This window comes from Streptomyces sp. NPDC090741, from assembly GCF_044769045.1.
Classification (GTDB): Bacteria; Actinomycetota; Actinomycetes; order Streptomycetales; family Streptomycetaceae; genus Streptomyces.
The window spans coordinates 1-16,060 of the sequence record NZ_JBIVXF010000023.1 but is presented as its reverse complement, the minus strand read 5'-3'; the positions used below and the strand labels follow the sequence as shown (position 1 = coordinate 16,060).

At 67.2% G+C, this 16,060-nt stretch carries 18 protein-coding genes, 1 pseudogene and 1 CRISPR repeat array; of the genes and pseudogenes, 5 read left to right on the top strand and 14 right to left on the bottom strand.

Annotated elements, in window-relative coordinates; translation table 11 throughout:
* Positions 1 to 321: 321 nt before the first annotated feature.
* Positions 322 to 1,212, bottom strand: a complete 891-nt coding sequence (locus tag ACIQU4_RS38905) for a HEAT repeat domain-containing protein (RefSeq protein WP_403741534.1) — start codon at positions 1,210 to 1,212, stop codon at positions 322 to 324.
* A gap of 289 nt (positions 1,213 to 1,501) precedes the next feature.
* On the opposite strand from ACIQU4_RS38905, the gene ACIQU4_RS38900 reads away from it, so the two are divergent.
* Positions 1,502 to 1,915, top strand: a complete 414-nt coding sequence (locus ACIQU4_RS38900; RefSeq protein WP_403741532.1) for a hypothetical protein — start codon at positions 1,502 to 1,504, stop codon at positions 1,913 to 1,915.
* A gap of 640 nt (positions 1,916 to 2,555) precedes the next feature.
* Here ACIQU4_RS38900 and ACIQU4_RS38895 read toward each other — a convergent pair.
* From ACIQU4_RS38895 to ACIQU4_RS38860, 8 genes and pseudogenes are all read right to left on the bottom strand, one after another.
* Positions 2,556 to 2,888, bottom strand: a complete 333-nt coding sequence (locus ACIQU4_RS38895) for a hypothetical protein (RefSeq protein WP_403741529.1) — start codon at positions 2,886 to 2,888, stop codon at positions 2,556 to 2,558.
* 3 nt (positions 2,889 to 2,891) lie between these two features.
* A complete protein-coding gene (locus ACIQU4_RS38890; protein ID WP_403741526.1) occupies positions 2,892 to 3,101 on the bottom strand; it encodes a hypothetical protein in 210 nt (69 codons plus the stop codon).
* A 175-nt stretch (positions 3,102 to 3,276) separates the two neighbouring features.
* The gene (locus ACIQU4_RS38885) at positions 3,277 to 3,594 is read right to left on the bottom strand and encodes a hypothetical protein (RefSeq protein ID WP_403741524.1); all 318 of its coding nucleotides are present in this window, start codon (positions 3,592 to 3,594) and stop codon (positions 3,277 to 3,279) included.
* Between the two features lie 201 nt (positions 3,595 to 3,795).
* On the bottom strand, positions 3,796 to 5,016 hold the full coding sequence (locus ACIQU4_RS38880) for a hypothetical protein (protein WP_403741521.1): 1,221 nt from the start codon (positions 5,014 to 5,016) through the stop codon (positions 3,796 to 3,798).
* 571 nt (positions 5,017 to 5,587) lie between these two features.
* On the bottom strand, positions 5,588 to 5,767 hold the full coding sequence (locus ACIQU4_RS38875; RefSeq protein WP_403741518.1) for a hypothetical protein: 180 nt from the start codon (positions 5,765 to 5,767) through the stop codon (positions 5,588 to 5,590).
* A 267-nt stretch (positions 5,768 to 6,034) separates the two neighbouring features.
* Positions 6,035 to 6,306: direct repeats of the CRISPR family, unit length 29 nt; unit sequence CTGCTCCCCGCACGCGCGGGGATGAACCC.
* A 47-nt stretch (positions 6,307 to 6,353) separates the two neighbouring features.
* Positions 6,354 to 6,563: pseudogene (locus ACIQU4_RS38870) on the bottom strand (DUF6087 family protein); the annotation flags it as partial.
* 96 nt (positions 6,564 to 6,659) lie between these two features.
* A complete protein-coding gene (locus tag ACIQU4_RS38865) occupies positions 6,660 to 7,193 on the bottom strand; it encodes an HNH endonuclease (RefSeq protein ID WP_403741515.1) in 534 nt (177 codons plus the stop codon).
* A gap of 182 nt (positions 7,194 to 7,375) precedes the next feature.
* Entirely contained in the window at positions 7,376 to 8,731 is a 1,356-nt protein-coding gene (locus ACIQU4_RS38860; protein WP_403741512.1) for an AAA family ATPase, read from the bottom strand.
* 304 nt (positions 8,732 to 9,035) lie between these two features.
* On the opposite strand from ACIQU4_RS38860, the gene ACIQU4_RS38855 reads away from it, so the two are divergent.
* Positions 9,036 to 9,287, top strand: coding sequence for a dCTP deaminase domain-containing protein (locus ACIQU4_RS38855; RefSeq protein ID WP_403741509.1), 252 nt, complete (start codon positions 9,036 to 9,038; stop codon positions 9,285 to 9,287).
* On the opposite strand, the gene ACIQU4_RS38850 is transcribed toward ACIQU4_RS38855, so the two are convergent.
* From ACIQU4_RS38850 to ACIQU4_RS38830, 5 genes are all read right to left on the bottom strand, one after another.
* Positions 9,277 to 9,741: a hypothetical protein gene (locus tag ACIQU4_RS38850; protein WP_403741506.1), complete on the bottom strand. Its 465-nt coding sequence runs from the start codon at positions 9,739 to 9,741 to the stop codon at positions 9,277 to 9,279. The two genes, ACIQU4_RS38855 and ACIQU4_RS38850, sit on opposite strands and share 11 nt — an antisense overlap.
* A gap of 2 nt (positions 9,742 to 9,743) precedes the next feature.
* The gene (locus tag ACIQU4_RS38845; protein WP_403741503.1) at positions 9,744 to 10,241 is read right to left on the bottom strand and encodes a hypothetical protein; all 498 of its coding nucleotides are present in this window, start codon (positions 10,239 to 10,241) and stop codon (positions 9,744 to 9,746) included.
* Between the two features lie 29 nt (positions 10,242 to 10,270).
* Complete coding sequence (locus ACIQU4_RS38840) at positions 10,271 to 11,221, bottom strand: hypothetical protein (RefSeq protein ID WP_403741500.1); 951 nt, start codon at positions 11,219 to 11,221, stop codon at positions 10,271 to 10,273.
* Positions 11,222 to 11,287: 66 nt separating this feature from the next.
* A complete protein-coding gene (locus tag ACIQU4_RS38835; RefSeq protein WP_403741497.1) occupies positions 11,288 to 11,545 on the bottom strand; it encodes a hypothetical protein in 258 nt (85 codons plus the stop codon).
* A gap of 217 nt (positions 11,546 to 11,762) precedes the next feature.
* A complete protein-coding gene (locus tag ACIQU4_RS38830; RefSeq protein ID WP_403741494.1) occupies positions 11,763 to 12,044 on the bottom strand; it encodes a hypothetical protein in 282 nt (93 codons plus the stop codon).
* Positions 12,045 to 12,244: 200 nt separating this feature from the next.
* Here ACIQU4_RS38830 and ACIQU4_RS38825 point away from each other — a divergent pair, with 200 nt between their 5' ends.
* The 3 genes from ACIQU4_RS38825 to ACIQU4_RS38815 all read left to right on the top strand — a co-directional run bounded on the left by ACIQU4_RS38825 (position 12,245) and on the right by ACIQU4_RS38815 (position 15,645).
* On the top strand, positions 12,245 to 13,507 hold the full coding sequence (locus tag ACIQU4_RS38825; RefSeq protein WP_403741732.1) for an IS256 family transposase: 1,263 nt from the start codon (positions 12,245 to 12,247) through the stop codon (positions 13,505 to 13,507).
* Between the two features lie 382 nt (positions 13,508 to 13,889).
* On the top strand, positions 13,890 to 14,378 hold the full coding sequence (locus tag ACIQU4_RS38820) for a hypothetical protein (protein WP_403741491.1): 489 nt from the start codon (positions 13,890 to 13,892) through the stop codon (positions 14,376 to 14,378).
* A gap of 838 nt (positions 14,379 to 15,216) precedes the next feature.
* The gene (locus tag ACIQU4_RS38815) at positions 15,217 to 15,645 is read left to right on the top strand and encodes a hypothetical protein (protein ID WP_403741488.1); all 429 of its coding nucleotides are present in this window, start codon (positions 15,217 to 15,219) and stop codon (positions 15,643 to 15,645) included.
* Positions 15,646 to 16,060: the final 415 nt, after the last annotated feature.

Genomic DNA, 16,060 nt, shown 5'->3' with positions numbered 1-16,060 from the left:
GCGTACCAACTACCCTGCGGGCCACCTGCGGTGCTCACCAAGGCCCGCGCTCCTTACGTCAGGCCGCACGGTCGAGGTTCGGGAACAGGTACTAAGGCGCAGGCCTCCAAGGGGGCGGCGCCTGCGGAGCCGGCGGTGGCCGCCCACCGCGAGGCCGGTCCCGCCCCGAAGCAGGGCAAGGCCCGGTAGCCCCGCCGTCGTACGCACGTGTGCCGCAGACTGGGTCGGGTCTGCGGCACACGGTGTTTCAGTGTGATTCGGGCTGCGCCGGGACTGCTCCCCGCACTCGAAGAGGTGCGGAGGGAGCCCCTCCCGGACGGATCACGGGTTCCCGTGGGAACTCCATCCAGCACGGCCGAGAAGATCTGTCGCCGCCATCCGCACGTTCGGGTTCTCGTCCTGCAGCAGCTCGCGCGCCGCCGCCCCGTAAGCGGTCTCGTCGTTGGTGACTTGGAGCAGGTGGACCAATGCTCGGCGTCGGACCCAGTGGTCCGGGTCCCTGAGTGCCGACGCCAGCACCTGGGCAGCAGCATCACTGTCGAGCTCGGTCAGGGTCCGTGCCGCGTCCATCTTCACTCGCCGGTCGGGGTCGTCGGCCAGAGCTTGGACCAGCACGTCCCGGGCGCGGTCAGTAAGAGGATGGCGCCCGCCCAGGGTGTAGGCGGCAGCTTGCCGTTCGCATGCGGAACCGGAGTCGGCCAGGGTGTCGATGAGTTCCTCGTAGCCGCCGAGCCGTTGGTGGCGGAAGTCGGGGACGAGCTCGCCCCCCGGCAGTGTGTCGAGCCAGTTCTCGTACCAGGTGAGGAAGTCTGGCTGGGGATGGAAAGTCGGAGGCGTGGCCAGGTCTTTGAGGTCGGTGTCGAGGAGCCGGCCACGGGCGGGTCCCGAGATGACCAGCAGCGTCACTTCCAGGCAGCCGCGATCGACGACGGTGAGGGTACCGGCGTACGGGGGGTTGTTCTGCAGGTAGCGCAGCCGCGCCCAGTCAGTGGCGACGGAGTCGGTCGGCTCCAGAGCGAAGACGCTCCCTAGTCGTTCGGTGGTGGCTGGGATGTCATGGACGTACCAACGCGTAAGAGGGAGCAGTCCGTAGTGGGGTCCGATGCCTCCGTTGCCGATCTCGCGCAGGAACGTGCGGTAACTGCGGGGGAGGCGTACGCCATGTCGTGCTTCGAAGGCAGCGACGCGCTCTTCGGCGAGGGGGGTACCCAAGCGTCGACCGCCAGGAGCCCGTACGAAGGTCCGCGGGCGCGGGACGGGTTCTGTGCAGACAGCGGTCAGTTTGGATCGGATGCGGGCGACGATGTCGTCCATGGATGCTTCTTCCAAGGGGCGGCCTCACCCTGTGGGAGGCCGCGTTCGCCGACATCCTAGAGGGCGGAGATCCCCAAGCAAGATCCGAGATCCGACACCGACCAAGTCGGTATGGCCGAAGCGCACGTGTTCCGGCGAATCCCTGCCAGGGAACGCCGAAACTGAACGGGTCCCGGAAGGAACTCGGATGCTGCATGCTCGAACGATGCTGGTCGAACTGGTGAAGGTCGCAAAGTTTCCCTCGAGCCCCTGGTTGGCGCAGATCCGGACCCCGTTCGGCGGGACAGCGGTCCGTTGGTGCGGTGACCAAGCCGCGAAGCCGGGCAAGTACCACGTCGAATGGACGGTCGACGAGGACATCGCCTGGGGGCGGAACGCGAAGCCGGCCGTCGGGATCGGACCGGGAGTCCGACCCGGCGGGCACTGCGTCGTCCTGCGCGGACGGCTGGACCTCACAGTGGACGGGGCCGCCGTGCTGGATTTCGGTGGGGCTCAGATCCCGCTGGACCTTGCTGATCCGCTGCCCGACGGTGTTCCCGGCACATGGGTCGACCTCTTCGTCGAACGCGAGAAAGTCGCCCTCTACCCGTACGAACTCTGACCATGAGTCAGTCCCCGGCCGCCACCCATTGCGCCGAGCGGGCCTATCAATGCCTCATGCATACGCCCGCCGCCACGCGCGCGACTACGGTCCAGGAATTCGGTACAAAGGGCAGTCAGCCAGGACCGAACTGGTCCGGGCTCCCCGACTGGAGATCCTTACGTCACAGGGGTCCCCGGACTCGGTGGTTGTACGGCGCGGCTCTCCAGATGGCGGTACGACAGCTGCTGGGCCCAGGTGCAGAGCGCCAGTAGCCGGCGAGCGTGCAGAGATGGTGCCGGAGGCGTTCAAGCCGCTCCTCCGCTCGCACCCGGCGTTCCTCCTCGGTGGGCATCGGAATTCCGACCGGGACACGGACTCGGCCGGGCGTACCGCCGGTGATGGCCCACTCCAAACCGAGGACCAGCGTGGCCACCGCTTCCGCGAGTGCCGAGGCGGTGATGCTCTCCTCGCTGTCTGATGGGTGGGCACTTACGGCTCGCTCCAGTCGTGGGAGCAGGAAGTCGCCGATCTCCCACACAAGGTCGGTCGTCAGCTCATCGGTGTACCGTGGACTGCTTCCTACGGGGTCGACATCGCTCGTCAAATCTCCCCCTCCGGTTTGGGCTTGCGCCGGGATCAGTCACGACTGTGACAGGCCTCACGGCACCGTGAACCAGCAGATGTCACCGGAGTCGGGCAACCGGGAATGCGCGTTGACCTCTACTGCGATTCGCGCCAAAGCCCCAGCCTTGTCCGAATTCCATGGCAGGAAAGGGTCCTGTTCCGACTCCGTCAGGTCTCCCGGTCGCGCCCCGGCGTCGTACAGATCGGCGACGATCCGCAGGAGCAACCCCAGCTGTTCCTCGAACGTGGCGCCCCGCCCGAGCAAACTCCCCACGGCTCCGCTGACGACCGAGAAACCGAGCCAGTCGTCGTGTGCGCACTGGCTGAGATAGTCCAGCTCTCGGCGGTACGCCTCGTCATTCACCATGGCTCAGTTCCCATGCTGTGGGATGTGGAGTCGTTTCATGTCCAGCCCGTCCACGTCGGCGTCCACGCGAACCAGGAGATCGTCCCGGAGCGGAGCCCCGCTCGCGACGAAGGTCCAGGGCTTCGCCGCATCACGCATGCGCTCGGCGTCGACCTTGAACAACACCGTCACACCCTGCTCTGCCAACGACTCCATGACCCGCGCTACGTCCATCACATCCCCACCCCCTGCCTGAAATCGAACAGCCACAGGGCTACACCGGCCTCTCACAACCCCGGCGTGACCGCTCAGCCCCGTCAGGCCCGTGAGGCGTCTACCGCCTCGCCACCACCCGAGCCCGCGCCGAACAGCAAGCCGCTGGCTGATCCACCGCCCGCAACGCTCGACGCTACCGCGTGTTGGCGTTTCCGAGTTCGACTGCCAACGCAGCCATGTCCCGCAGGTGTTTGTAGTACTCGGCCGCGCCGTCCTCATCATTGATCGACGGCAGGACCTTCTCAACGGCCGCGAGGCAGATGAGAAGGATTTCGCGGCGCTTCTCATCAAGGGGCCCGGACAGCGACGAGAGGACACAGCCGGCGATGTCCGCGTCGAGCAGCACCATCTCTTCGCCTTCGATCTCTCGACCGCGCATGTGAGGTGGGAAGGGTGCGCGCATGTGCTCTTCCCACATCCGTGACAGCAGGTCCAGTTCCGATTCGCTCATGTTCGCGATCATGCCTTACAGGCCAGGCTCTGCAGGAGAGAGCTCCCGCAGACCCGTCGGATGACCGCTCGGCCTGCTTCGGCCACGGTGAGAAGCCTTGCCTGCCGACGCGCCGGTGCTGCTAGATCTCGCGTTCTGGCTCAACTTCTTGTCAGATGAGGTACGGGGGCTCCGGCAAGGAGCCCTCGGACGCATCGTGGGCTAGCGCCAGCGCCGGGGAAGGAACCGGCGCCAGCTCCACCTGGCCTTCGTATGACGCGACGGGACGTGGGGAAGGGGTTCCGTGCTGTGGCCGGGTTCGAAGACCGGTGACGGGACAGGGACGGGTGCGGCGGGCCGCACGGGGGTGGTCTCCCCGCGGGCGGGTGCTGTGGGGAGGGCGGTGTCGAGGGTGAGCTGCACGGGGATGGGGCGGCGCCGGTTGTAGGCGGTACGAGCGAGGGCGCGGCGGTGCTCTTCGCGGCCGCGTTGGGACGCGGCGAGTGCGGCCATGATCCGGTGGGCCGGGACGGGACGGAAGGCTGGCTGGGCCAGGGCTGTCAGGGGGATCCGGACGAGGCCCCACCATGCGGCGTCGGGTGCGGGGTGAGGGTGGGAGATGGCCCAGTCATCGGCCCAGCGGGCGGTGTCCCCGCTCCAGTCCTCGCCGTCTCGGGCCGGGTGGGTGACGGGGCGGCCGCCGTAGGGTACGAGGATCTTTTGTGCGGCGAGCCAGCAGACCTGCGCGCCAAAGGCGTTGATGAGGCGCTGGTCGGGGGTGGGGCGGACCTTGTCGTGGACGGTGGGTTCGCCGGAGACGCGGACGGTATGGGTGCCTGCGTAGTCGAAGGCGTGCTGGTCGTCGCGGTCGTAGAACCACCAGTGCGCGATGTGTTCGCCACGGGCGGCGCGGACGGCCTGCAGGCGGGCCTGGGTGGTGCGGTGGTTCAGGAGCCGGCGGGGGCGGTCGATGACGGCGAGGTGGCGGCCGCGGCGGAGGATGACGGCGGGCGGGAGGTTCCATTCGGATCCGGCGAGGGCTGGGTCGATCTCGACGCGGACCGTGGTGGCGGGCAGCGCCTGGGCAAGGCGGTCGTGGAGGTCGAAGGCGAGAGTGAGGTCGGCCTGGATGCCGGCGGCACGGGCGGCGGGAGCCTTGCAGCGGTCGGGGTCGGCTCCGCCCGCGTCGTGGCGGAAGCGTGCGGTGAAGCCGGATCCGGCGGTGGCGGGTGCGGCGAATATGAGCGACTTGCCGCACGCGCAGCATCGGTAGCGCCCGCCCCTCTTGCCACGGGGGAGGCGGTTGGGGGCGTCGGCTTCGCGGCGGAGGTCGATGATGCGGCCATGGTCGGCGGTATCGACGGCGTAGTTGCTGAGCCGGGGCAGGCGGGGCCGGCTGAGGGTGGTTGCTGCAGTGCGGATTCGGGTGCTGGGGCGAGACATCGGGCGGCTCCTGGTGACATGAGGCGGGGGCGTGCGGTGGTGGACGGGGGAGTGCTTGGTGGTGTGGAGCCTTACGCCCTGGTGTGTGTCCGGCACTTTGTCCGTAGCCTTCCTGCAGGTGAACTCCGGACAACGAGCCCTTTGTCCGGGACATGGCCGGACAATGCCGGGGGCAGGAATGGCAGGTGGCAAGGGGCGGGGCCGGGCATGGGCGCCGCTGCGTCCGGAGTCGGAGGAGGCCGGCGAGTTAGCCCGGTTTCTCCGGCATCTGATGGATGTGCACGGGGTGACGATGCGGGCGCTGGAGTCGGGCATCCCGTACGCACGGTCGACGATCAGCGAGAACCTCAAGGGGAAAGTGCCGCCGGAGGCGTTCGTGGAGGCCGTGGTCAAGGCGGTGGTCCTTGAGCCCCGCAAGCAGGCCATCGACCTTCGGCGGGCCAAGGATCTGTGGCAGGCGGCCCGGACGCCGTCCACGTCCGTTGCCGTCCGGCCCGTTGCTGGGGCCGGGTCGGCTGTCGCGCTGGCGGACAAGACCTCGGACAAGCTGTACGAGGTGATGGACCGCAACTCAGAGCTGGAGAAAGACCGTGTCGGCTCCCAGCAGCTGGTACTGCTGCTGATGCGCCTGGTCGCCAGCCTCCAGGACCAGGTCTCCGCACTCAGCGAAGTGCCGGCCGCCGCCGCCGAGGTGGCTACGCTCACCGAGCAGCTGCACCTCGCGCAGAAGGAACTGGAATGGGCCCGCCAAGCCCGGTACGAAGCGGAGCTGCTCGCCAGCCGGGCACACCAGGAAAGCATCGCCCTGCAGGAAGAACTCGCCCGGCTGCGGGCTGCGGCCCCGAGCGCGGAAGAGGCTGTGCCGGTCGCCGCCCAGCTGCCGGCCGAACTGCAGGAGGAATTCTTCCTCGCCGACGTCGAACGGGCCCTGGCCACTGCCGAGGGATTCCTCCAGGAAGGGGCACAGCTGCGGGAGCGGCTCGGCGGTGAGCTGCCAGACGCCACACCGCCGACGGAGGCGGTGGTCGACGCGCGGGGATGAACCCCGCATCGAGGAACTCGTCGCGGAGATCGAGGCCTGCTCCCCGCACGCGCGGGGATGAACCCGCCACCAAGGCACCGTGGGACAACACGCTCTGCTGCTCCCCGCACGCGCGGGGATGAACCCACGTTCAGGTGGACGGCCTCGTGGACGAGGGACTGCTCCCCGCACGCGTGGGGATGAACCCCTCCGCCGCCACCCCTCGAACCGGCAGATGGCGTGCTCCCCGCAGGCGCCAAGCTGCCGCGGGGTGCGGGCGTGTGGGCAGGGTTTGCGGTCGAGGCCGGGTTGCTTGCTTGGCTCGGGCTGGGGGGCTTCGGCGGCTGGGGGCGTACGGGCTGAGGATGCGGCATGCGGCAGGCCGACGCGTAGTCCTCCACTGTCGGCGCCGGGCGTAGCCGACCCACTTCAGGATGAGCGTCGGGGTGCTCTGGTCGATGTGGGCGGCGCGCTGTGGGCAGGCGCCGAGGGCCACGGCATGCTTCTCGCCGACCGGCCGCAACTGCTCTTCGCGACGGGGCCGCCCAACGGTCCAGGGATTCTTACCTGCTGCTTCTTCCGTTCGCGTGGGGGCAGCATCTTGCCAGCGGTCTCGTGCGCCTCACGCCCCGTGTGCTTGGCGCCACGCCTCCACTGCGGTGGCGACTTCCGAGCCCATGACGTTCATGGCCATGGCGCCCTGCAGCCGTTCCATCGAGCGCACGACGTTGATGAACGGCGAACGCAGCAACGCCTGTGCGAGCAGTTCCGCCTCCCCGGTCGTGTCGCCCTCGTGCTGCAGGCGGTGCCAGTCGCGAAGGTTGGACCGCACCCTCACGTACGCCTCGCGCCTCCCGTCGAGCAGGTCAGGGCGGTTCAGCCCGAAGACCCTGATCGTCTCCTCACCCTTGAGGGTCAGCGCTTCGTACTCGCCCGAGTTCAGGAGCAGGCGGAGGTGGTCCGCAGGGTCGTCAACGGTCGGGTCGACGAGGAGGCAGTTCCCGGCCGCGTCGCAGGGGTACTGGTGTCTTTTCTGGTTGCTGTTGCAGTGTGTGCAGGCCCACAGGTGGTTGGGCCAGTCGAAGGCCCTGAGCGGTGCGGATGCGAGGGGCTCGAAATGGTCGATGTCCGTGCCGAGGTTGTCCTCGCAGTACATGCACCGGTCCGCCCCGTGAGCCATCGGCCGAAGCAGCCGTTGGACGTGCTCCTTGGGTGTCTTGGCCTTGCGCCACAGCGTGCGGGACGAGGCGGGGTCGCCACCCGCCTGCCGGACTTTCTCCGTCCACCGCGTCAGCAGCTGCTGCGTTCGCGGCGGGGCGGCACTTCGCTGGAGCCTGATCACTGCTCCCGCCCCAGGCGGGCCGAGACCTCCGCCACACGGGTCTGCAGGGAACTGGCGAGCCGGGCACTCAGCTCCTGGTACTCGGCGAGTTCAGCCTCGGAGGCCGTGTCGGCGTAAACCTTGCGTTCGAGGGCAACCAGTCGTTGCCGCTGCTCCTCGGCGCGGAGCGAGTACGGGGTTTCCAGCCCGAACAGGTCGGACAGCACGGCGTCGTCGCCGCTGCCGTATGCCACGCGGTGGTAAAGATCGTTGTCCACGGTCTCCGGGGCACGCTGTTCGTCCGGTCCGGGAAGGCGGATCAGCCCGCCGGGATCCGCGGCCTGGCAGATGTACGGGCTGTGGCTGGTGACGATGAACTGGATGTTCGGGAAGTGCTCGCGCAGCCAGTCGCCGATTCTGCGCTGCCAGGTCACGTGCAGGTGGGCGTCCACCTCGTCGATCAGGACCACGCCGGGAGCCTGAACGGCAACGCCGCCACTGGGCGTCGGCAGGGTTTCGAGGGGCCCGTGGACGGTGTGGATCTGACGGACCAGGTCGAGGACCAGGGCGGCCACAGTGCGGTAGCCATCGCTCATTTCCCTGAGAGGGAACGGCTTTTTCTGGCCGTCCTTGGAAACCCACAGGCCGTCCGCGTTGACCGTTTCGATCTGGTACTTGTCCGGCAGCAGCCCGTCCTTGAGGAGACGCAGGACCATATCCAGCAGGGGCCCGCTGGTTCCTTCGCTCTTGTTCTCCTCGTACGAGCGCAGGCGCAGGTCAACCAGCCATGACACGCCTTCTGCCAGGGAGGCGTCCTCATTGAACAGCGTGGCCATCCGCCCGGCCGGACCCTGGTTCGTCATCAGGCGCCGTACCTCACTGGAACCACCGGTCAGTCTCCGGAACGGCCCGTAGCCGGCGCAGAACCACCCGCGGGGGTTCTCTGCCCACGGTCCGCGGTTGGCGCTGTCCTCAGCCGTGTCGCCATGCGCTTCCATGACCGGCCGCAGACTCTTCTGCCTCTCTCCAGCCTCGCGGTGCGGCCTCTCCCACTGCAAATGAAGTGGGAAGCCGCTCTTCGGCTTGTTTCCCTTGCCCGCAAATGAGTCGAAGCCCTTGGTCCCGACGACGTGCACGTCCACGGTGCCGGAATCCGCCGTATTGGCAATCCAGTCACTGAAGTCCTGTACCAAGCCGCGTGCGACCGCAGGACCACCCAGCGCCAGCGCAAGAGCCTGCAACAACGTCGACTTCCCGGAACTGTTGCGCCCGGCAATCACCGTCCAGCCACCCCGTGCCGGCAGCTCCAGGTCCACCGCTCGGTTTCCGCTGAATCCCTTGATATCGGCGATCTGGACTCTCGTGACGTACACCGGCGTCCCATCTTTCTTCCCGATCGGCGCGCCCGCGCCGCTGCGCTCCGTGCCCGCGCGCAGGAGAGTTTTGACGTGCTCACCCTCTCACGGGCCCTCAGTAATCGATGCTCTGCACCGGGCCATGCCAAGCCGGGTGCGGCGCCGAGGCTGCTTTCTAGAGTGGCCGTCATGGCAGTACGCGCCACTGACTCCAGTCGGCCAGCCCACGGAGCCCCCCCCAAGTGACAGAAGCCGATCCTGATCTCGTGATCACCTGGACCCGGGGCGACACCGCGGTCCGCTGGAGCGGCCCCGACGACCAGTGATCCTGACCGGCCCCGAGATCACCTCCGCGTCACAGGACGGGCGGTTGCGCATCGATCCGTTCCTGCCCGCCCAGGTCAACCCGAACAACTGCAACGTCCGCCTCGGACCGGTCCTGCTCACCTGCACGGAAGAGGTCCTGGACTCCCATCGCCCCAACCCCACGCGCCGCATCCAGATCGGCGACGACGTGGTGCCCAGCCCTGGGATGCGCGGGATGCCTTTTGCATTCACCGCTGTCAAACCTTGAACAGCACTCCGCGCCAGGTCCAGCCCGCGCTGAGGACGGCTCGCTGCAGGGGGTGCCTCATGTCCTGCGTGCCGAAGCGGAACGTCTCGGCCTTGTGCCGGCGGCCGTCCGGCCCCGTGGTGGTCTCCCACTGCCGGTACACCTTGTCCGTCGGTCCGCGGCCGTATTGTCTGCGGGCGCCGTCGGCCGTCGGCTCCCACCGCTCCTCAAGGACGCGCACCTCGTGCGCCGCGGGGTTCAGGCGCATCCGGGTCTTGAGGGTCAGGTCCAGCGCCGGATATTCGAATTCCGCCACCAGGTCGGCGCCTTCCTTCGGGGTGCCCTCGCGTACGACGAACCGCACGCCTGGGCCGTTGACCGCGAGCAGCGCAGCCCGGACCTCCGGGGCGGGCCGCGCTGCGACACCGCTGCGCGGATACCTGGTCCCGGTCCACCGGTCAGTGATGCGGCCCATGGCTATGCCCCCGCCCCGGTGTCCGGACGCACGCTGCGGACGAATTCCTGGAATTCTCCCAGAACCGCGTCGTGCTGAGCGGCGGTGGCGGTCAGGGCCAGCCGAATCACCGCACGCTTGTGCGGATCCGTGATGTCCTGAAGCAACAGGTACACCTGGGACTGCACGAGGTCGCGGCGAGCGCCGCCGACGACGGCCGAAAGGGCCAGGCGCTGGGTCAGGGCCGGTGCGTCCGGGGAGCCGACCTCGCGGCGGTGGGTCACCTCGCCCGAGTAGGCGCCGTTACGCAGTCGCTCCGCCGACTCGTCGGCGAGCCCGTCCAGTGTCTCGGCCTCCGTCAGGAACCCGCCGTCGACGGCGATGTTGGCGGCGAACCCGGCATCCGGATGAGGGTGTACCGCGGCGAAGGCCACTCCCTCGGCGTCCACCCCGTTCGGCTTGGCCGGGAGCCAGCCCTCCGGCAGACGGAATTCGATGGGCACGGGCAGTCTTGCGGGCATGCAGAGCCCCCTTTCCACGGAAACGTACATCAGTCGAACAGGTCGGCCAAGGCGTCGGCGGCGTCGCCGACGGCGTTGGACACCTTGTGTGGATCGATGGTGATTTCGAGTCCCACTTTGCCGCCGAGCAGAGGGGAGAGGCCCGCGTCGCCGCCGAGTTTCCACACGCCGGTTTCCTTGTCCTTCTTGTAACCCCACCAGGCCTCCGCACCGGGGCCTGCCCATCCTTCGGCGTTCACACCGACGCCGAATCCGAAAGCCTCAGTGCCCCCGGCGAGGGTCCCCTTGGCGCCCAAGAACCCCTTCGCGCCGACGGAAACCTCTTCCTTGGTGGCCTTGGCGCTGACGCTGCCTTCGATGCCGGCGAATCCCTCCGCCCGCCCGTACTGCCCGACGTATCCGTACTCGGCCCGGCCCTCGGCCAGTCCCCGTACCCCCGCGGACGCCTCGGCCTTGGAGGTAAGGCCCTGGTCGGTGAATCCGAAGTTCGCGGTGGCTCTGGCTCCGCCGTAGATGTCGGCGCTCCCCGAGAGCTTCAGGTCCCCCTCGGATATCGACCCCTGCGCGGTTTCGTGGAAGAGGTCTGCGTACGCCTTGACCGAGGCTTCCTTGCCGTACTTGGGCCCGCTGACGGTGACGCCGGTCTTGCTGTCCGGCTTCGTCCCGACGCTGGATTCGTCGGGCTTCATGGCCTTGGCCAGATCGCCCTCGGCACCGGCGTTGAATCCGCTGAGGGTTTCGTCGGCGCCCTTGCCGAAGGCGTCCTTGTTGCTGTCGACACTGGCCCGCCCGAGGGCGACCTTGACACCCTCGTCGAGCTCGGAGACGGCCTTCACCCGGTCGTCGATGTGCTGCTGCCACTTGGTGACGGCGGTCCGTATGGAGGCTTCGCCATCGGGGTCGTGGTGGTAGGCGCTGCGCTCGGCTGGGGTGAGTTTGGCGTAGTCGAAGGCGGCTTGGCCCTGCTCGGAGACGGTCATGCCTGCGGCTATCGCGTCATCCCGGGCACTTTCGAGCCTGGAGCACTTTCACCGATCGCGACCTTCTCAGGTCAACCGTCGCATATCCGGCTCTCCATCAGCCTGCGGGAGACATGTCAGCGCGTCGGCCAGCTGGCGTACGGACACGGCGCCGGCTTCCGGGAGGCCCGCCTCCGACCAGGCCCGCTGCGCGACGGCGGTGTCGCCCTCGGCTGCCGCGAGGACGTTCTGCTTTGCGCTGTTCTCGTGGAGCGGGTCGGTATCGAGTCCGAAGTCGGCCAGGTGGACCACGATGCGCACCTCGAGTTTCGGATTCGATGCCATCCGCTCATTGAGGCGGCACCCGCACCCGGTGGCCGATCAGGGGCCGAGCCCGCTCGATCACCGCGTGGGCCGGGTGCGGTCCCACGCAGCAACCACCCCCCACCCGCTTCGTGGCAGAACAACCACCCATAATGCGTTCGGCAGCACCGTTGGGCCATGGACCTACACAGTTCGCGTGCCACTCGAGTTCGGAGCGTGCCGCGCAGTTCGGCGAGTCTTACACCTGCTCCTGCACCACCAGGGCGTCCTCGGCTTTGAGCCCACCCGCTCCGGGCCCGACGAGGCAGACCTTGCCGTGGTGCATTTCGTCCAGCACCTGCCGAGCCTGGCCGTACCACTCGATCTCTGTCAGCTCCACGGTGTCATTCGACGGGAACGGCATCCGATAGACCGTCCCGACGCTCGCCGGCCCGTGGAGGCTCCGGACCACGCACTCAGCCCGCGAGCCGTCCACGGTCTCGACCGAGATGATGAGGAGCCGGTGGGCATCAGCCGCCATATTCATGAGCCCTTCGAACGAATTCTGATATCTGTTCCGGCGTCAGTTTAGGGACGTCGTATTCCAGGAGAGGGTCGATGTCTGACTGCCCGACCCGGCCGGGGACATGGATGCCCATATCTCCCAAATGTGGGCCTGTGCAAGGAACGGTGTAACTCCGATCATGGAGGATTGCACCTGTGACCAGCGAGAACATAGCTATGACGCCTGAGGCTGGGGCCTCGTCGGCGGCTGTCGATGACCGGTTTCTGAACGAGCTCGTGTCTCGGGCCCAGGCCGAGGGCTTGCAGCTGACGGGCGAGGGTGGTCTGCTCCAGCAGCTGACGAAGCGGCTGCTGGAGTCCGCTCTCGAGGGCGAGATGACGGACTATCTCGGCTATGACCGGCACGATCCCGCGGGCAAGAACGGCGGCAACTCGAGGAACGGCAAGCGCTCCAAGACGGTTGTCACGGACGTCGGGCCGGTGGAGATCGAGGTGCCGCGGGACCGGGAAGGAGCCTTCGAGCCGCAGATCGTCAAGAAGCGGCAGCGCCGGCTGACCGGCGTCGACGAAATGGTCCTGTCCCTGTCGGCGAAGGGTCTGACCCACGGCGAGATCTCCGCGCATCTGGCCGAGGTCTACGGAGCCGAGGTCTCCAAGCAGACCATCTCCACGATCACCGATTCGGTGATGGAGGGCATGGCTGAATGGCGGGCCAGGCCCCTCGACCGCGTCTACCCGGTCGTGTTCATCGACTGCATCAACGTGAAGATCCGGGACGGCCAGGTCGCCAACCGCCCCATCTACGTGGCCCTCGCGGTCACGGCCGAAGGCCACCGCGACATCCTCGGCCTGTGGGCCGGCGGCGAAGGCGGGGAAGGGGCCAAGCACTGGCTGCGGGTCCTGACCGAGCTGAAGAACCGCGGCGTTGAGGACGTCCTCATGCTGGTCTGCGACGGACTGAAGGGCTTGCCCGACGCGGTCGGCGAGGTCTGGCCCCAGACCGTCGTCCAGACCTGCGTTGTCCACCTCCTTCGAGCGTCATTCCGCTATGCGGGCCGCCAGGACTGGGACAAGATCGCGAAAGCATTGAAGCCGGTCTACACCGCTCCGACCGAGGACGCGGCCACCAGCCGGTTCTTCGAATTCTGTGAGGAATGGGGGCCGAAGTATCCGGCGATCGTGCGGTTGTGGGAGAACGCCTGGGCCGAGTTCGTCCCGTTCCTGCAGTTCGACGCGGAGATCCGCCGGATCGTCTGCACGACGAACGCGATCGAGTCCGTCAACGCCAGGATCCGCCGGGCGGTCAGGGCCCGCGGCCACTTCCCCTCGGAGAACGCGGCCATGAAGTGCGTCTACCTCGCGGTGATGTCCCTGGACCCGACCGGCGCCGGCCGCAAACGCTGGACCACCCGCTGGAAGCGAGCCCTCCAGGCCTTCGACATCGCCTTCGACGGACGCCTCACCCACAACCGAATCTGACCTATAAACCAACCACGGTTACACCGTCTACTGGACAGACCCGCTGCCGTCCTTGACGGCTTTCGCCGAGGGCTGCAGGCTGCGCCCGCCTCAGCCGCCGCGGCCCAAGATGGGTCGGAGCCGACGGGGGGACGCCGCCGCGCTCGAAGGAGCCTGCGGGGACCGTCTGGCCTGTGTGTACCGCCCATTACGGGCTGGTGTGGGTCAGGGATGAACCTGATCTGATGCAGGGCTGTCCGTATCCGCCTCCCCATACGCGAAAGACCATCGAGAGGCGGAAGAGGGGCTGGTTGCCACCGGACTACGGTCTACGGGAGCTTCGCCACCTGCGCTGAGTTCCTGCCCATCCGCGACCTGTTGTCGTAGTACGTAGGGTGGAGGGGTGACGGATACCGAGGCCACGGGCTATGACTGTCTTTCGTCTCGTCCGGTGTCGGAGGGCGAGTGGCGGGTGTTCCTGCTGGACTGTTTCGAGGTCACGGAGTGGCAGTTGTTCGTGGGTCATGAGGACCGCGTCGCCGAGGGGTTGCGGGACGTCCCGCAGAACGTGGTGTTCTCGGTGTTCTGTACGTACCGGGAGGTCTTCGGTCACTTCGTGATGGGTTTTAGCGTCAGCATCGAGGGTTGGTTGGTCGACCGGGTTGGTCGCCTGGAGTTCGCGGAACGGTTCGCTGCCCACTTCGATGCGTACGTGCTGTACGGCGACACCGAGCGACGACCGGATTTGTGGACTTTGATTTTGGCGGATGGCCAACGCCTTCGTGTGGCGATGGATGAGGAAGATGACCGGCGCGTGCTCTATGCGGCCACAGCGCCAGTTCCGGGTCTACCCGGCATCCGCGTAGACGAAGGCCTGTGGCAGCTCAAGTAGGCGCAGAGGTTCTGCCGCGGAGTGTCGTTCGTGCTGGTGAAGCGTTCGAGACGGTTTGGCTGGTGACAGGTCACTGCGGTTTTGACGGTGACAAGTGATGAGGTTCTTGCTGGACAGGGTGATGCAGATCCTGCTACGCCGCGCTTGGTTGTCCATGGGGCGGCAGAGGCTGTCCTGAGGCGGTGCTTGGTTTGTACTGGTCAGGGGGTGTGGGTGGTTCGTGGGGGACAGTGCGGGGCGGTGAGGTTGGTGTCACTGGGATGAGTTGGCCTGGACAACGGGATGTGGTGTAGCAACAAGACGCGGTGAGAAAGAGACGGGATCACGTGAGACGGGACATCGACAACGGATGAAGGTTTCGTCATTCTGTAGGGGTGGCGGGGCGCAGTCCAGTCCTTATCTTTGCTCCTACTTTGAAGCAGTCGGGTCTCTGGGCGGGGGTTCCCCGGGTTCTTGGCTGTGGTCCAGCCGGTCTGGTGGCCAGGGTTTGGCCCGGGTCTCCAACTCCTCTCCCTGTTGTCAGCCGACCCCGCGCAGCGGGCTTCGGGGAGCGGAGCGACCGGGTCCTGATGGCTGTTCAGTGGCCGTTTCCTGGGGGACCTGTGCTGCAGCGGGACCGCGAGAAGGTCGGGGAGGGGGTATGGACAGCCGGCCCGTCAGTCCGGTCCCCCTTCGTACGGCCTGGTTCCCCCGAGGGTCTGCCCGCTGCGCACCTGCGGGGAGGGCTGGAGTGCCGGTGTCAGCGGGCTGGTGACGCCGAGAAAAGTCTGTACAGTGCCGAACGCCTGAGCTAGCATCCCAACCGGTTGCGCGTAAATTTGACGGGGGATTATATAATATGGGTAAGCTGCGATTTAAGATCGGCTCCATTACCGCAGTCTGTGCAGCTGTTCTGGGATTGGGTGCTGCTCCTGTAGTGGCTGCGCCTGCGCCGGCCAACCTCCAAGTGATCCGCTGGCTCACCTCCAACCCGAACTCCGGGATGGCATCTATACCTCTCCACCGAGACATCTACCTTGATCCCGCGAATTACAACTGGCAGGTATTTGTCTGCCAGGAGGGTTGGTCGTGCATCGACCCTGGGAGGGACCTGGATCTGAAGCCCGGTTGGTATTCCTGGGACTGCACTCTCATTCCGTTGAACGGTTACTACTCTGAGAATTGCTCGCTGGAAACAGCGGGTTGGCCCAAGGCGAAGTTTAACAGGCTTTTCGTACTCGCGAATTCCGGTAATTACAATATCGGAAGCAGTCTCAAGGAAAACTGACCTTGGATCTCCACGACAGGGCGGAGCGAAGCGGAGTCACCCCAACGAGCTGAAAGTACTGACCCTGTGAAACAGGGTCGCCTCCCGCGCTCCGCGGGGGAGGCTCAGCTCTGGTGGAGCGCAGCGGAACCAGAGCAGTCCGCAGTGGAGGCGGAACCGGAAGGGCCGCAGGGTGGGGGAGCGGAGCGGACCCACCTAACGGTCCGGAGGACCAGACCCCGTGAAACGGGGTCACCCGGACCCGCGGAGCGGGTCGTTCGGGGAGAGCGAAGCGAGGCCCTCGAACTTTGTCCGGAGCGAAGCGCAGGACTCCGGCCCGAGAGGGCCGGCCCTGGCTCGGCGAAGCCGAGCCCCGTCGAGCGCAGCGAGGCGGTTCTCTCCTGAGCGCGCAGCGCTCAGGAACCCGCTCCGCGGG

What these genes read in the sequence shown, in the direction of transcription:
- ACIQU4_RS38825 (WP_403741732.1), top strand. Translation starts at nt 12,245, where the DNA reads ATGACGCCTGAGGCTGGGGCCTCGTCGGCGGCTGTCGATGACCGGTTT.
- ACIQU4_RS38815 (WP_403741488.1), top strand. Translation starts at nt 15,217, where the DNA reads ATGGGTAAGCTGCGATTTAAGATCGGCTCCATTACCGCAGTCTGTGCA.
- ACIQU4_RS38895 (WP_403741529.1), bottom strand. Translation starts at nt 2,888, where the DNA reads ATGGTGAATGACGAGGCGTACCGCCGAGAGCTGGACTATCTCAGCCAG.
- ACIQU4_RS38880 (WP_403741521.1), bottom strand. Translation starts at nt 5,016, where the DNA reads ATGTCTCGCCCCAGCACCCGAATCCGCACTGCAGCAACCACCCTCAGC.
- ACIQU4_RS38845 (WP_403741503.1), bottom strand. Translation starts at nt 10,241, where the DNA reads ATGCCCGCAAGACTGCCCGTGCCCATCGAATTCCGTCTGCCGGAGGGC.
- ACIQU4_RS38850 (WP_403741506.1), bottom strand. Translation starts at nt 9,741, where the DNA reads ATGGGCCGCATCACTGACCGGTGGACCGGGACCAGGTATCCGCGCAGC.
- ACIQU4_RS38900 (WP_403741532.1), top strand. Translation starts at nt 1,502, where the DNA reads ATGCTGCATGCTCGAACGATGCTGGTCGAACTGGTGAAGGTCGCAAAG.
- ACIQU4_RS38865 (WP_403741515.1), bottom strand. Translation starts at nt 7,193, where the DNA reads ATGTACTGCGAGGACAACCTCGGCACGGACATCGACCATTTCGAGCCC.
- ACIQU4_RS38835 (WP_403741497.1), bottom strand. Translation starts at nt 11,545, where the DNA reads ATGGCATCGAATCCGAAACTCGAGGTGCGCATCGTGGTCCACCTGGCC.
- ACIQU4_RS38885 (WP_403741524.1), bottom strand. Translation starts at nt 3,594, where the DNA reads ATGAGCGAATCGGAACTGGACCTGCTGTCACGGATGTGGGAAGAGCAC.
- ACIQU4_RS38830 (WP_403741494.1), bottom strand. Translation starts at nt 12,044, where the DNA reads ATGGCGGCTGATGCCCACCGGCTCCTCATCATCTCGGTCGAGACCGTG.
- ACIQU4_RS38890 (WP_403741526.1), bottom strand. Translation starts at nt 3,101, where the DNA reads ATGGACGTAGCGCGGGTCATGGAGTCGTTGGCAGAGCAGGGTGTGACG.
- ACIQU4_RS38840 (WP_403741500.1), bottom strand. Translation starts at nt 11,221, where the DNA reads ATGACCGTCTCCGAGCAGGGCCAAGCCGCCTTCGACTACGCCAAACTC.